Source organism: Streptomyces candidus (genome assembly GCF_014207445.1).
Classification (GTDB): domain Bacteria; phylum Actinomycetota; class Actinomycetes; order Streptomycetales; family Streptomycetaceae; genus Streptomyces; species Streptomyces candidus.
Genome location: NZ_JACHEM010000002.1, coordinates 454647 through 468588, shown reverse-complemented (window position 1 = coordinate 468588; position 13942 = coordinate 454647). Strand labels below are relative to the sequence as shown.

Sequence of the window (13942 nt, the reverse complement as noted above, 5' to 3'; positions counted from 1 at the left end):
GGGTTGTTTTCGCCGCCACGAGCGGGAACAAGAGTCTCCAACCTAAGGAGACTGACGTGGCACGTGATCGGATGGGACTGGCCGAGGTGCTGGCGGCGGCGGAGGATGCCGCGCCGGTGGACTCCTTGGATGTCGTGGCGCGCAATCTGCGCGACCGGTTCGGTGCGCGATACGTGTCGTTCCTGTTCCTCGATGTCGTCGGCCGGCGCCTGCTGCGGGTCAACGAGACGTCCGGCGCCGTGCAGGAACACCGCGCCGAGCAGGTCCCGCTGATCGGCAGCGGCGACTACGACGAGGTCCTGCGGGCACAGAAACCGGTGCGGGCGCCGGTGAACGGCCAGGGACAGCGGGTGCTCGCGCCCGTCACCAACCGCGGTGACACCATCGGTGTCCTGGAGCTGTTCCTCACACAGGTCGCACCGGGCGTGCTGGAACAGGTCCAGGAGGCCGCGCACGCGCTCGCGTACATCCTCGTCACCGACCGCCGCTTCACCGACCTCTACCACTGGGGCAACCGCACCACCACGGTCAGCCTGGCCGCGGAGATCCAGCGCCAGCTCCTGCCGTCCGCCCCGTCCTGCGAGGCGGATCAGTTCTCCCTCGCCGCAGCGCTGGTCCCCGCCTCCGACATCGCGGGCGACACCTACGACTACAGCCTCGACAACGACACCCTGCACCTCTCCGTCACCGACGCCATGGGCCACGACGTCAACGCCTCCCTCATGGCGACCCTTCTGGTCAACGCCTCCCGCGGCGCCCGCCGTGCCGGTGCCGACCTCGCCGAGCAGGCCCGCCAGACCCACCAGGCCCTGCTCGACCACGGCCGGCGCACCTTCGCCACCGGCCAACTGCTGCGCGTTTCCCTCGACGGCACCGGGGCCCAGCTCGTCAACGCCGGCCACCCCTGGCCACTGCGGCTGCGCGAGGGCGAGGTGACCGCACTCCAACTGGCGGTGAACCTGCCCTTCGGCGTCCTGGGCCAGGGCCGGTATCAAGTGCAGGACCTCGACCTGAGACCCGGCGACCGCCTCGTGCTCCACACCGACGGCATGCAGGAACGCGAGGCGGAAGCGGTCGACCTGCCCGCCCTCCTCCGCAAGACCGCCGCCGAGCACCCGCGCGAGGTGGTGCGCACCCTGGTCGCCGCCGTCGCCGACGCCTACAACGGCCCGCCCAGGGACGACGCCACCGTCCTGTGCCTGGACTGGCACGGCCCCCGAACCACGCCCCCGCCGCGCTCGTGGCGTCCCTGAACCGCACCTGGCAGAGCCCCGTTTGCGGGGGCCGTGGTCGCACCGGATCCGTGCCACCTCCGCCGGGGCGACGGCCGCACGGTGCGCGGTACCCCGTCCGGCCGCTGTCCGCTCGCGCAGCGGCCGGCAGCCGCGTCGGATGGGAGATCCGTGTTCCGGCCTGCGAGGCGGGGCACGCGCACAGTCAGGGGAACGCGGCGACCGGGTCGTCCGCGTCCCGTGCGTCGAAACCGTCCGGTCCGTCGTGACCGTAAGGAGTCCGTCATGCCACGAGGTTCGAGCCCGAAGCGTGAACGCCAGTACGAGCACATCAAGGAGGGCGCCGAGAAGCGCGGCACCTCCACGGAGCGCGCGGAGGAGATCGCCGCGCGCACCGTGAACAAGGAGCGGGCCCGCGCCGGCGAGTCGAAGACGGCGAGCAGGACGTCCACCCGGGACAAGAAGTCCGCCTCGCAGCGCGGCGGCGAGCGCTCCCACAGTGGCTCCCAGGGTCCGACGAAGGACCAGTTGTACGAGGAGGCGAAGAAGCGTGGCGTCGAGGGCCGCTCGTCGATGAACAAGCAGGAGCTGGCCAAGGCCCTGGGCCGCTGACCTGGCGCCGGGCGCGCAGCACGCGGGGCCGCGGGCGGTGCGGGGCGGGGGCGCTGCCGTCCCCGCCCCGCACCGGGCACCGCGGGCGGATGCCGGGTGGGGTGTGAACCGGGCGCATGCGGTCATACGACATCTGCGCGACGATCAGCAGTGATCGAGCAAGCAGTTGACCGTCCCCGTCGCCTGGAGGAACCGTGGTCGTACGGCACCAGCTCATCCGTCGCCCCCCGCACGCCCTGTGGGAGGTGCTTCGGGACGAGTCCCGCTACTCCGACTGGGTGGTCGGCACCCACTCCACCTGTCCGAGCGGGCAGGAGGTCTGGCCCCGGCCCGGAGCCACCCTGCACTACACCGTCCGGCTGGGCCCCAAGGAGTTCGAGGGCACCACCGTCGTCCGTCGCCACGATCCTCCGCACGCGCTGGAACTGGAGGCGCACAGCGGCCCGCTCGGCAGTGCGCGCATCGCCTTCGACATCCGCCCCTGGGGCGAAGACACGCTGGTCATCCTGGACGAGCATCCGCTGCGCGGAGTGGGCGGCGCACTGCACAACAGCGTGGTCGACCTCCTCATGCAACAACGCCATCGCCTGATGCTCGGGAGGCTCGCCCGCGTCGTCGAGGAATCCGCGCCCCAGCGGAGCGAGCAGAGCGCCGATGTCTGACGCGGTCGTGGTCGGCAGCGGCCCCAACGGTCTTGTCGCCGCCAATCTGCTGGCCGACGCCGGGTGGCAGGTGACGGTACTGGAGGCGCAGGACGAGCCGGGGGGCGCGGTACGCAGCGACCGCGCCGTCGACCCGGACTTCGTCAGCGATGTGTTCAGCGCGTTCTATCCGCTGGCCGTCGCTTCCCCCGTCATCGGCGCCCTCGGCCTGGAGGAGTACGGGCTGCGCTGGAGCCACGCGCCGCACGTCCTCGCGCATCCCCTGCTGGACGGGCGCTGCGCGGTGCTGGACCGCGACCGTGCGGTGACGGCCCGGAGTCTGGAGCGCTTCGCCCCCGGCGACGGGCAGTCGTGGCTGGACCTGTGCGGGGGTTGGGACCGGGTGGGCGGTCCCGTACTGGACGCCCTGTTCACGCCGTTCCCCCCGGTGCGGTCGGCCGCCGTGCTCGCCGCCCGGGTCCGCGCCGCGGGCGGGCTGCGGTTCGTACGCGAACTGCTGCTGCCGGTGCGACGGCTGGGTGAGGAGAAATTCGCCGGGGCGGGCGGTCGGCTGTTGCTCGCCGGGAACGCGCTGCACGCGGACCTCGCCCCGGAGGCGGCGGGCAGCGGCGGCTTCGGCTGGATGATGTCCATGCTGGGGCAGAGCCACGGCTTCCCGGTTCCCGTCGGAGGCGCGGGGGCGTTGACCGATGCCCTGGTGGCGCGGCTGCGGGAGCGCGGCGGCAGCGTGCACTGCGGGCAGCAGGTCACGGAGGTGGTGGTGCGCGGCGGCAGGGCGCTGGGCGTCCGCACCGCCGATGGGCAGGCGCACCGGGCCCGGCACGCCGTACTGGCCGACGTCAGCGCACCGCAGCTGTACGGCGAGCTGGTCGCCGAGCGCCACCTGCCCTCACGCGTCCACGACGACCTGCGGCGCTTCCAGTGGGACTTCGCGACCTTCAAGGTCGACTGGGCGCTCGACGGACAGGTCCCGTGGACCGCGTCCGAAGCGGCCGGGGCCGGGACCGTCCACCTGGCCGACGGCGTCGACGACCTCACCCGGTTCGCCGCCCAGCTGGCCACCGGGCGGATCCCGGACCGCCCGTTCCTGCTCTTCGGCCAGATGACCACGGCGGATCCCTCGCGCTCCCCCGCCGGCACGGAGTCCGCGTGGGCCTACACGCACGTGCCGCAGGAGGTGCGCGGCGACGCCGGGGAGGCCCGGCTGACCGGCCGCTGGGACAAGGGCGAGCAGGAGGTCATGGCCGACCGCATGGAGGAGCAGGTCGAACGGTACGCACCGGGCTTCCGCGACCGGATCCGGGCGCGGCGCATCCTCGCGCCGCCCACCCTCCAGGCGGCGAACGCCAATTTGCACCACGGGGCGATCAACGGCGGTACGGCTTCGCTGCACCAGCAGCTGGTCTTCCGTCCCGTGCCGGGCACGGGCCGTCCCGAGACCCCGGTCAGGGGCCTCTACCTCGCGTCGGCGTCCGCCCACCCCGGCGGCGGGGTGCACGGCGCTCCGGGCGCCAACGCGGCCCGTGCCGCGCTGCGGACCCGCGGGCCGGTGCACGGTGCCGCCGTGGCCGCCCAGCGGGTGCTGACCCGCCGGCGGTGAGCCTGCCGCTGCACGGCCGCGGGCGTCCCGGACGTGTCGTCAGTGCGTGTTGCTCTCGGTGGTGATCAGGTCGAGGGCCGCCGCCGGGCCACCGCCGGTGAAGGCGGTGCGTTGCCGGTCGGCTCCGGTGCCCTCCCGCAGGAGGCGGTGCACCCAGCCCGTCACGAGGGGGGCGTCGCCGGACGCGTCGAGCGCCGGGGCGAGGTGCCGCAGGAGGCAGTGGTGCAGGACGTCTCCTGCGGGCCGCCGCGTGCCGCCCGGGTCGATCAGCGCGTCGCTCAGGCCGTGCCGGGCGGCGTGCCAGATGGCGGCCTGCAACAGTTCCGGGGCGGGGCGCGGGGCGGGGGCGCCGGCGGCCGTCTCGGCCAGGGCGGTCTCCACCAGGGCCCGGGTGACCCCGGCGAGCGCGACCGCGTCGTCCACTCGCAGTTGGACGTCCAGGCACCGCACCTCGACGGTGGGATACCGCTCCGAGAGGCGGGCCTGCCAGTACAGCTGTCCGGTGTCGGCGATCAGGCCGGCGTTCAGCAGTTGCCCCATCCGCCGGTCGTAGTCCGCCGCGTCCTGGAAGTGCGGAGGTACGCCGGTGACCGGCCAGCGGCCGAAGATCACCGTGCGCCAGCTGGCGAAGCCGGTGTCGCGGCCGTCCCAGAGCGGGGAGTTCACCCCCATCGCCGTCAGCGTCGGCAGCCAGACCCGGATGCGGTTCAGTACCTGCACGCCCGCTTCCCTGTCGGGCACGGCGACGTGTACGTGCATGCCGTTGATGAGCTGCTCGGCGACGAGCTGCGGCGCCTGGGCGCGCATGGCCAGATAGCGGGTCCGGTCGGTGACCGGCATGGGGGTGTCCTCCCGCAGCGGGGGCGTGGCGCAGGCCATGAGGCGGCATCCGTGCGCCTCGGCTGCCACGCCGACGGCCTGCCGCAGCCGGCGCAGGTGCGTGTCCACCTCCGCCAGCGTGCCGCACACCGGGGTGGCCACCTCGACCTGGGCCTGGAGCAGCTCCGGCTGGACCTCCCCGCCCCTGTCGGACGCGCCGCCCTCCAGATCCGTCGCCCGGCGCACCTTCTCCGCCTGGGCCACCGGGAGGCCGGTCACGGGGTCGAACAGCAGGTATTCCTCTTCGACGCCGATCGTCGTCATCGATCGCCCTCCGCTCCGCTCGCTGCCGTGTCCGGCCGCGATGCGACTGGTCGGCTCGCATCGCGGCGTTGCTCACCTGAGGAGGTGCGTTCGTTGTCGGGTGTACCCGTGGGCCCGCGGCCCACTCGCGGGCGACGGAAACGGCGCCCTCGCCCGGCGTGCGGGTGGTGAGCGGACGGCTGCGGGAAGCGGTGGCGCCGGAGGCCCTTCGGCCCGGGGCAGCCACCGCCCCCGCTTCCGCGACGTGCCTGCGGTCCGAAGCACGACATGCACTTGCCCTGTCATCCTGCGGTGCGCCGCGCCGACCCGCACCTCCAGAACCGCGGGGAAGGGGTGCCCGGTACCTCGGCGACCGGCCCGCGCACCACAGCCCACTCATCCGTTGTGCCCCGGTTTGCGGTGCCTGTGGGGCTGTGGCGGAATGGGCGAGGTCCGGGGCTGCCTGCTCCGCCCGGCGGCGGCACACCCGTGCCCCACCGGGCAGTCAAGGGCTGTCGGCGCCCCGTGACATCGGCAGCGGCACTCTCGTACCACCTCGTGAGCAGGAGCGGCACGCACATGGAACAGCACGTCTCGGCCGACATGTACGGGCACACGAGCGGCGGCACCGCGCTCTTCGACACGATCCGGGTGGCCTCCGTACCGGCCGGACACGTGTACGTACGACACTGCTCCGATCCGCGGCAGCCGGACGGGGTCGTCCGGCTGCGCGACCCGCGGCCCAACGGGGCGCCCAGCACCTCGCAGCGCTGGTGGCCGCCCGTCATGCTCGACCCCGCCTGGGTGAACGCGCACCACGAGGAATTCGACGTGTTCCACCTGCACTTCGGTTTCGACGCGCAGTCGCCCGCACAACTGGGCTCCCTCGTCGGGGCGTTGCGACGGCACGGCAAGCCGCTGCTCTACACCGTGCACGACCTGCGCAACCCGCACCAGCCCGACCCCGCGCCGCACGAAGCCGCTCTCGACGTCCTGGTACCGGCCGCCGACCACCTCATCACGCTGACGCCCGGCGCCGCCGCCGAGATCGCGCGACGCTGGCAGCGCGAAGCGACCGTCCTGCCCCACCCGCACGTCGTGGCGGAGCCCCGGCTGACCCGGCCTCGTCCGCACCACGACGGCTTCCGGGTGGGCGTGCACGCCAAGAGCCTGCGCCCGAACATGGTCCTCCTGCCGGTCGTACGGGTCCTCGCGGAAGCCGTGGCCGACCTGCCGGACGCCCAGTTGCAGGTGAACATCCACCACGAGGTGGGCGACCCGGCCGCGCACGCCCACGCGCCCGAGGTGATGGCGGAGCTGCGCACCCTGGCCGACGCCGGACGGCTGCGTCTGGAGGAGCACGACTACTTCGACGACGACGAGCTGTGGGACTACCTCTCGTCGCTCGACCTCTCCGTACTGCCCTACGCGTTCGGCACCCACTCCGGGTGGCTGGAGGCGTGCCACGACCTCGGCACCGCCGTGGCCGCCCCGTCCTGCGGCTACTACGCCCAGCAGCGGCCGTGCCTGTCCTACGGCAGCACCCAGCGCGACGGCCTGGACGAGGCGTCCCTGCGCGCCGCGGTGCTGGAGGCCCACCGGGCCCGCCCCGCATGGCGGGCCTCCCCGGCGGAACGGGAGGCCGAGCGGGCCGCCGTCGCCGCCGCGCACCGCAGGATCTACGCGGGACTGCTGGGATGAGCGCGTCCCTGCGGATCGCCATGGTCGCGTCCGCCCGCTTCCCCATCAGGGAGCCGTTCGCCGGGGGGCTGGAAGCGCACACCTGGGCGCTCGCCCGCGCCCTGGGCACGCGGGGCCACCGGGTCGAGCTCTTCGCGGCCCCCGGTTCCGACCCCGGTCTCGGCGCCACGGAGCTACCGGTGCAACGGCCGACGCTGAGCGCGGCGGCCCGGTCGGACGTCAGCATGCCGGGCCGCGTGTGGATGGAGGAGCACCACGCGTACCTGCGGCTGATGCTGGACCTCGCGTCGGACGCCGGGCGGCGCTTCGACGTGGTGCACAACAACAGCCTCCACTACCTGCCGCTCGCGATGGCCCCGGCCGTGCGGGCGCCGGTGGTGACCACTCTGCACACCCCGCCCACGCCGTGGCTGGAATCCGCCATCCAGGCGTCGGCCGTCGAGCGGTACGGCAGCCGCGCGCTCACGTTCACCGCCGTCAGCGCGCACACGGCCGCCGCCTGGCAGCCACTGGTGACCGACGCCCGGGTGATCCGCAACGGCGTCGACACCGCCAAGTGGCCCAGCGGCCCCGGCGGCCCGCACCTGGTCTGGTTCGGGCGCGTCGTACCGGAAAAGGGCCCCCATCTGGCCGCCGAGGCCGCCCGCAGGGCCGGTCGTTCGCTGCGTCTGGCGGGGCCCGTCGGGGACCGGGAGTACTTCGAGAGGCGGGTGGCGCCCCTGCTGGACGAGGACATCCGTTACGTCGGCCACCTCGACCGCCGCGCACTGGCCGCGCTCGTGGGCTCGTCGGCGGCGGCCCTGGTGACACCGTGCTGGGACGAGCCGTACGGGCTGGTCGTCGCGGAGGCGTTGTCCTGCGGCACCCCGGTGTGCGGTTTCGACCGGGGCGCGCTCGCCGAGATCCTCACCCCTGAGTGCGGGCTGCTGGCCCCGCCCGACGACGTCGGCGCCCTGGCCGCACTCATCGACGACGTCACCCGCCTCGACCGCCGCGCGGCACGCGAACGCGCCGAGCGGTTCTGCACGCTGGACGCCATGGCGGACGGCTACACCGCCCTCTACCACGAACTCGCGGCATGATCGGCTACTACGTGCACCACCAGGGCCGCGGCCATCTGCACCGCGCCGTGTGCGTCTCCCGGCACCTGTGCACACCGGTGACCGGCTTCTCCTCCCTCCCGCGGCCCGACGGCTGGGAGGGGGACTGGGTCCGCCTGCCGATGGACGCCGACGCTGCCGTGCCGGGCGCGGAGGCGGCCGGGGCTGCGGATCCGACGGCCGGTGGCGCGCTGCACTGGGTCCCCCGCCACCACCCCGGCCTCAGGGAACGGATGGGCGCCGTCGCGGACTGGATCACGCGGGCCGCGCCCACCCTGTTCGTCAGTGACGTCTCCGTGGAAGTGGCTCTGCTGGCCAGGCTCATGGGCGTCCCCGTCGTCGCGGCGGCGATGCGCGGCGACCGCTTCGACCCGGCGCACCGGCTCGGCTACACCGTCGCCGACGCCCTGCTCGCACCCTGGCCCGCGGAGCTGCCGGAGCCCGACTGGCCTCGGGCCTGGCTGGACAAGACGGTGCACACCGGGGCGTTCTCCCGGTACGACGGCCGCCCCCGCGCACACGTACGCCCCGCAGGCGGCCCCCGGGAGGTCGTCGTCATGCTGGGCGCCGGGGGCTCGGGCGTCGACGGCGACGACTTCCGGCGGGCCGCGGCGAGCACGCCCGGGTGGACGTGGACGTTCCTGGGCGCCCCGGGCGAAGCCTGGGTCGACGACCCGTGGCCGGTGCTGTGCCGGGCGGACGTGGTCGTCACACACGCCGGCCAGAACGCCGTCGCCGAGTGCGCCGCGGCCCGCGTCCCCACCGTCGTCGTCCCGCAGGACCGCCCGCACGGCGAGCAGCACGCGACCGCCGAGGCCCTGCGGGCCGGCGACCTGGCCACCGTACGGGCGACCTGGCCCGAGCCCGGGGAGTGGGCCGACCTGCTGAACCGCACGCGGGAGCGGCCCGCCGACCGGTGGGCCCGGTGGGCCCCGGGGGACGGCGCCCGGCGGGCGGCCGAGGCACTCGACCATGTGTCGGCCACCTCCTTGGACCGGCAGGCGGCATGAGGACCCCCGAGAGGCCCGGGAGGGAGGCCCACCGCGCGCACGGAGCACAACCGTCACCGCGCGGCGGCACGGCGGACGGCAGGCGGATCGCGGTGATCACCCTGGTCGCGGGCCGGCACCGGCACCTGCGGCTCCAGCAGGCGGGACTGGCTGCCGGGACGCGCCCACCGGACCACTACGTGGTCGTCACCATGGGCGACCACACGGTTCCGGACGCCGTGGCCGGGGGCTGCCCGGCGATGGACACGCTGCCCGTCCCCCTCGACGCCGCCGGGCGGCTGCCGCTCGCGGCGGCCCGCAACGCCGGCGCCCGCCGCGCCGTGGCAGCCGGCGCCGACCTGCTGGTCTTCCTCGACGTGGACTGCGTTCCCGGACCGGCCCTGCTCGCCCGCTACGCCGAGACAGCCGTGGACGGCGCCCTGCTCTGCGGCACGGTCGCCTACCTCCCACCGCCTCCGCCCGGGGGCTACCGGCTCGCCTCGCTGCCGCGCCTCGCGCCGCCGCACCCCGGCCGGCCGGTACCCGGCGACTCGGAGGTGCTGCGCGACGGCGACCACCGCCTCTTCTGGTCGCTGTCCTTCGCCCTGACCCCCCGCACCTGGCACGACATCGGCGGCTTCTGCGAGGAGTACAGCGGGTACGGCGGCGAGGACACCGACTTCGCCTCCACCGCGGCCGCCCTGGGCATCGGCCTGTGGTGGGTCGGCGGCGCGCCGGCGTACCACCAGCACCACCCGGTGAGCCGGCCGCCGGTCGAGCACCTCGACGACATCCTCCGCAACGGCGCCCTCTTCAGAAGCCGTTGGGGTACGTGGCCGATGGAGGGGTGGCTGCGCGACTTCGCCGGCCTGGGCCTGGTCACCTACGACGGAGCCCGCGACACCTGGCGGAAGACGGCGGACTCGGGGTCCCTCGCCGAGGGGTAGTTGGCCCCGGCGGCGATCTGACTGTAGCTTCGGCAGCACGGCGTGCGCGGTCCCACCGTCTCGCACGCCCTCTCCGGCAGCGGCATCGACCGCGGCTGCCCTCCGCGCAGCACCCATTCGCTCTCGCACCGGCCTGCCTCGCGACCCTGCCGTGCACCGGGCCCCTCCCCCGGGGCCGAGAGCCGCCCCGGCCGGCGCCCGCAGGGCCGGGTTCCCCGCGTCCGCTCCACGTCTCCACCGCAGCCGCCGGCCACCGCCGGTACTGCCGCACGGCTGCGACCGCACCCACTGGGCCGAGCCACTCCGAAGGGTTCACTTTGAAGTTGAGCGATCTGCTGGCCGGCCAGGAACACCACGTCCTCCAGGGCGACCCGAGCACCACCGACATCAGCGCGGGCGCCACCTTCGACGTCGACCGCGTGACGCCCGGATCCGTCTTCGTCGCCGTGCCCGGCCACCGTGAGGGCGGGCCCGCGTGCGTGGCGGCGGCGTTCGCCCGCGGAGCCGTCGCGGTCCTCGTCGAAGAAGCGGACCCGGCGCTCCCGGAGACGCTGTGGCCCGCCGACAGGTGCACCGTGCGGGTGCCGGACGCCCGGCGGGCGGGCGCGGTGGTCGCCTCGCGCTACTTCGGCGAACCGGGACGCGGGATGGACATGGTGGCGATCACCGGCACCAACGGGAAGACCTCGGTCTCGTACATGGTCGAGTCGGTCCTGCGGATCTCCACGGGGGCGAAGGTGGGGGTCATAGGGACGGCCGGCAGCCGGATCGGCGACGAGCTCGTCCCCATGCCGCCGTCGGTGCTCACCACCCCGGAGTCACCCGACCTCCAGTACCTGCTCGGGTACATGCGGGACCGTGCGACGGGCAGCGTGGTGCTGGAGGCGACGTCGATGGCGCTGCTGACGTACCGGATGGACCGTACGTTCGTCGACGTCGGGGTGTTCACCAACCTGACCCAGGACCACCTGGACGACCACGGGACCATGGCCGACTACCGGGACGCCAAGCTGCGCCTGTTCCAGGGGCTGTGCCGGCACGCGGTGGTCAACGCCGACGACCCGGTGGGCGCCGGGATCGTGGCGCTGATGCCGGGCGCGGTGACCACGTACGCGCTGGACGTGCCGGCCGACTACCGGGCGACCGACCTGGAGGTCAGCGCCACGGGCACCCGTTTCACGCTGCGGCACGGCGGGCGCGCGTACCCCGCCTCGATCCCGTTCCCCGGCCGGTACTCGGTGGCCAACGCCCTCGCCGCGCTGGTCTCCTGCCACGTGCTGGGCCACGACCTCGGGGCCCTGGTGGCGGCGCTCGGACAGATGCCGCCCGTCCCCGGCCGGTTCGAACGCTTCGAGACCGCCGAGGGCACGTCCGTGGTGGTGGACTACGCGCACTCCCCCGACTCCCTGGACAAGGTCCTCACCAGCATCCGCGGGTACGCACGCGGCCGGGTGATCACCGTCTTCGGCTGCGGCGGCGACCGGGACACCACGAAGCGGGCCGAGATGGGACGGATCGCCGGGATGCACTCGGACCTGTGTGTCCTGACCTCGGACAACCCCCGCGACGAGGACCCGGAGGCCATCCTGGACCAGATCGCCCCCGGCCTCGCGTCGACGGGCACGCCGTTCGAGCGGCTCGCCGACCGGCGCGAAGCCATCGCCCACGCGCTGGCGGCGGCCGGTCCCGAGGACACCGTCCTCGTCGCCGGCAAGGGCAGCGAGCCGCACCAGACCGTACGGGGGGAACTCATTCCGTTCAGCGACATGGCCACCGTGCGCGAACTCGCCCTGCAGCGGTCGGCCGGCCGCGTCCCCGTGACCCGGCCGGACACCTCCGCGGGTTCATGAGGCGGCGGGGCGCATCCTACGGGCTGGCGGTGGAGACCGCGTACACCCAGGGACGCTCGGGAATCGTGCGGTCCACGGTGATGTCCAGGGTGGGCAGCGGCTCCTTCTGCCGGTGAACCAGACCCGCCCACTTGCGGTGCGGCATGAAGACCCAGCCGACGGTCTCCCGGTCGTTCTCGCGAATGGTCACCTCGCCCTCCTTGAGGGCCGAGGTGGAGGTGCCGACCTCCTTGAGGAACGTGTCGAGGTCGGCGGGCGTGGTGGCGAACCGGACGTGCATCCGGCTGGTCTTCCAGTTGTTGGTCTCGTAGTAGGCGAGGTTCTGCGCCATCAGCGGGATCGGCAGCTGGTAGATCCGCCGCTGCACCTGGGAGGGCCAGCCGACGGTCAGTCCTCCGGCAGAGGCCTCGCGCTCCTTGTTGCGGCCGCTGTCGCGGCTCTGCTCCGCGGAGATCACCAGGTAACCGGCGGGGATGCCGATGAGCAGGACGATGATGAGCGCGGTGAGGGTGCGGCGCACGATCACGCGCCGACGGGACTCCGGCGGGCGGTCCTCGCGGCCGTCGGGAGAAGGGCTCTGGCGGGGGATGGCGGACGTCATCGGGTGGTTCCCTCGGCGCCGTCGGCGCGGGTCGTACGGTCGGTACTGGTCGAGCGGCCGGTGGCCGGTGCGTCGACGGCGTCGGGCGAGTCGGGCGCGGTGGTCCCGCCGGGCAGGTTTCCCGTGCCGCGTGGGGCGGCCGGGTCGCTGGTACCGCCCTGGCCGTTCTCCTTGCCCTGACTGCTCCGGCCGTTCTCCTTGCTATGGCCGTTCGCCGGGCCGGTGCCGCCCGCGCCGATGGTCGTGGCGAGGTCGGACAGGGCGGCGCCCGGGGTGGTGGCGGTGCGCAGGGCCTGGGCGTAGCGCTCGTACCGCTCGTGGCGCTCCACCCGGCGGCGGTTGGCGCGGCGGAAACGGCGGGCGACGAGGCGGGCGAGATCGGCGGCGCCGACCATGCCGGCCTCCGGACCCAGCTGCGCCTTGGCGATACGGGCCTCGGGCCGGTAGCCGCGCCCGGTGAGGTGACGGCGGAAGGCGTCCCTGGCCGGACCGATGAGCAGGTCGTCGGCGGCGCTGACGCCGCCGCCGATGACGAAGCAGGACGGGTCGAGCGCGGCGGCCAGATTCGCGATGCCGACGCCGAGCCACTGGCCGATGTCCTGCAGGAGCTCGACGCACATGGCGTCGCCGCCGCGGGCCAGCTCGGTGATGAGCGGCCCGGTGATCTCGTGGATGTTGCCGCCGACGCGCTCGATGAGGTGGTACGCGACCGGGGAGTCGGCGGCGGCGAGTTCGCGGGCCTCCCGGACGAGGGCGTTGCCGGAGCTGTACTGCTCCCAGCAGCCGCGGTTGCCGCACGGGCAGCGGTGTCCGCCCGGCACGACCTGCATGTGCCCGAATTCGCCGGCCACACCGAACTTGCCCCGCTTGACCTGCCCGTCCTCCAGGATGGCCCCGCCGATGCCGGTACCCAGGGTGATCATGACGAGGTGGTCCTCACCGCGTCCCGCGCCGAAGCGCCACTCCGCCCAGGCGGCGGTGTTGGCGTCGTTGTCGACGAGGACGGGAACCGCCAGACGGGCCGAGATGGCGTCGCGCAGCGGTTCGTTGCGCCAGGCGAGGTGCGGGGCGAAGAGCACCTTGTTGCGGTCCGCGTCGACCCAGCCCGCCGCGCCGATGCCGACGGCGTGCACGTCGTGCCGGTCGGAGAGGTCCAGGACCAGCTCGACGATGGTGTCCTCGACGACCTTGGGGCTCTTGGACTTGTCCGGGGTCTCCGTGCGGAGCGTCTCCAGGATGTTGCCGTCGGCGTCGACGACGCCCGCCATCACCTTCGTGCCGCCGATGTCGATGCCGACGGTGGGTACGCGCGGCGCGGTCAGGTGGGAGCGGCGCTCGCGCGGGCCCACGGTACGCAGCACGGTGGCGCGGGCGGTGCCACGGGTGGCGAAGTCACGATAGGTGTTGCTCATCGGCCGGGGCCTTCCGCGTGGGGCGCTGTCCCGTGGGGCCGGGAGGGGCGGGGGGAACGCACGGTGGATCGTCCCTGCGGTGTGGGGGAGCCGCGCCTCGGAACGTGCCCGGGG

At 74.1% G+C, this 13942-nt stretch carries 11 protein-coding genes and 1 pseudogene; 9 read left to right on the top strand and 3 right to left on the bottom strand.

The genetic code is table 11. The features are described from left to right. Positions 1-56: 56 nt before the first annotated feature. From HNQ79_RS05065 to HNQ79_RS05050, 4 genes are all read left to right on the top strand, one after another. Positions 57-1253 (top strand): PP2C family protein-serine/threonine phosphatase, encoded by a 1197-nt coding sequence (locus HNQ79_RS05065; protein ID WP_185027296.1) that lies wholly within the window; start codon positions 57-59, stop codon positions 1251-1253. Between the two features lie 264 nt (positions 1254-1517). Continuing rightward, positions 1518-1844, top strand: coding sequence for a plasmid stabilization protein (locus HNQ79_RS05060; protein WP_185027294.1), 327 nt, complete (start codon positions 1518-1520; stop codon positions 1842-1844). 194 nt (positions 1845-2038) lie between these two features. After that, positions 2039-2506 carry an SRPBCC family protein gene (locus HNQ79_RS05055; protein WP_185027292.1) on the top strand — a complete coding sequence of 156 codons (468 nt, stop codon included), beginning with the start codon at positions 2039-2041 and terminating at the stop codon, positions 2504-2506. After that, on the top strand, positions 2499-4106 hold the full coding sequence (locus HNQ79_RS05050; protein WP_185027290.1) for a phytoene desaturase family protein: 1608 nt from the start codon (positions 2499-2501) through the stop codon (positions 4104-4106). The genes HNQ79_RS05055 and HNQ79_RS05050 overlap by 8 nt, the downstream gene beginning before the upstream one ends. A 39-nt stretch (positions 4107-4145) precedes the next feature. Here the strand turns inward: HNQ79_RS05050 and HNQ79_RS05045 are convergent, their stop codons facing one another. After that, on the bottom strand, positions 4146-5249 hold the full coding sequence (locus HNQ79_RS05045; protein ID WP_185027288.1) for a carboxylate-amine ligase: 1104 nt from the start codon (positions 5247-5249) through the stop codon (positions 4146-4148). Positions 5250-5807: 558 nt separating this feature from the next. Between HNQ79_RS05045 and HNQ79_RS05040 the strand changes: the two genes are divergently transcribed. The 5 genes from HNQ79_RS05040 (at position 5808) to HNQ79_RS05020 (ending at position 11815) form a co-directional block, all read left to right on the top strand. Further along, positions 5808-6929 (top strand): glycosyltransferase family protein, encoded by a 1122-nt coding sequence (locus HNQ79_RS05040; protein ID WP_229923198.1) that lies wholly within the window; start codon positions 5808-5810, stop codon positions 6927-6929. Then, positions 6926-8011, top strand: a complete 1086-nt coding sequence (locus HNQ79_RS05035) for a glycosyltransferase (protein WP_185027286.1) — start codon at positions 6926-6928, stop codon at positions 8009-8011. The genes HNQ79_RS05040 and HNQ79_RS05035 overlap by 4 nt, the downstream gene beginning before the upstream one ends. Then, positions 8008-9039: a glycosyltransferase gene (locus tag HNQ79_RS05030; protein WP_185027284.1), complete on the top strand. Its 1032-nt coding sequence runs from the start codon at positions 8008-8010 to the stop codon at positions 9037-9039. Before HNQ79_RS05035 ends, HNQ79_RS05030 begins: the two co-directional genes overlap by 4 nt. Next, on the top strand, positions 9036-9965 hold the full coding sequence (locus HNQ79_RS05025) for a glycosyltransferase family 2 protein (RefSeq protein ID WP_185027282.1): 930 nt from the start codon (positions 9036-9038) through the stop codon (positions 9963-9965). Before HNQ79_RS05030 ends, HNQ79_RS05025 begins: the two co-directional genes overlap by 4 nt. Before the next feature lie 317 nt (positions 9966-10282). Further along, the gene (locus HNQ79_RS05020) at positions 10283-11815 is read left to right on the top strand and encodes a UDP-N-acetylmuramoyl-L-alanyl-D-glutamate--2,6-diaminopimelate ligase (protein ID WP_185027280.1); all 1533 of its coding nucleotides are present in this window, start codon (positions 10283-10285) and stop codon (positions 11813-11815) included. 16 nt (positions 11816-11831) lie between these two features. Here HNQ79_RS05020 and HNQ79_RS05015 read toward each other — a convergent pair whose 3' ends face one another. Together HNQ79_RS05015 and HNQ79_RS05010 are read right to left on the bottom strand one after the other, a co-directional pair. Further along, positions 11832-12416: a hypothetical protein gene (locus tag HNQ79_RS05015; RefSeq protein WP_185027278.1), complete on the bottom strand. Its 585-nt coding sequence runs from the start codon at positions 12414-12416 to the stop codon at positions 11832-11834. A 278-nt stretch (positions 12417-12694) separates the two neighbouring features. After that, positions 12695-13828: pseudogene (locus HNQ79_RS05010) on the bottom strand (ROK family glucokinase); the annotation flags it as partial. Positions 13829-13942: the final 114 nt, after the last annotated feature.

Bases quoted from the DNA above. Each gene is read 5' to 3' on its own strand.
- HNQ79_RS05030 (WP_185027284.1), top strand. From the start codon at position 8,008: ATGATCGGCTACTACGTGCACCACCAGGGCCGCGGCCATCTGCACCGC.
- HNQ79_RS05015 (WP_185027278.1), bottom strand. From the start codon at position 12,416: ATGACGTCCGCCATCCCCCGCCAGAGCCCTTCTCCCGACGGCCGCGAG.
- HNQ79_RS05025 (WP_185027282.1), top strand. From the start codon at position 9,036: ATGAGGACCCCCGAGAGGCCCGGGAGGGAGGCCCACCGCGCGCACGGA.
- HNQ79_RS05045 (WP_185027288.1), bottom strand. From the start codon at position 5,249: ATGACGACGATCGGCGTCGAAGAGGAATACCTGCTGTTCGACCCCGTG.
- HNQ79_RS05035 (WP_185027286.1), top strand. From the start codon at position 6,926: ATGAGCGCGTCCCTGCGGATCGCCATGGTCGCGTCCGCCCGCTTCCCC.
- HNQ79_RS05060 (WP_185027294.1), top strand. From the start codon at position 1,518: ATGCCACGAGGTTCGAGCCCGAAGCGTGAACGCCAGTACGAGCACATC.
- HNQ79_RS05050 (WP_185027290.1), top strand. From the start codon at position 2,499: ATGTCTGACGCGGTCGTGGTCGGCAGCGGCCCCAACGGTCTTGTCGCC.
- HNQ79_RS05040 (WP_229923198.1), top strand. From the start codon at position 5,808: ATGGAACAGCACGTCTCGGCCGACATGTACGGGCACACGAGCGGCGGC.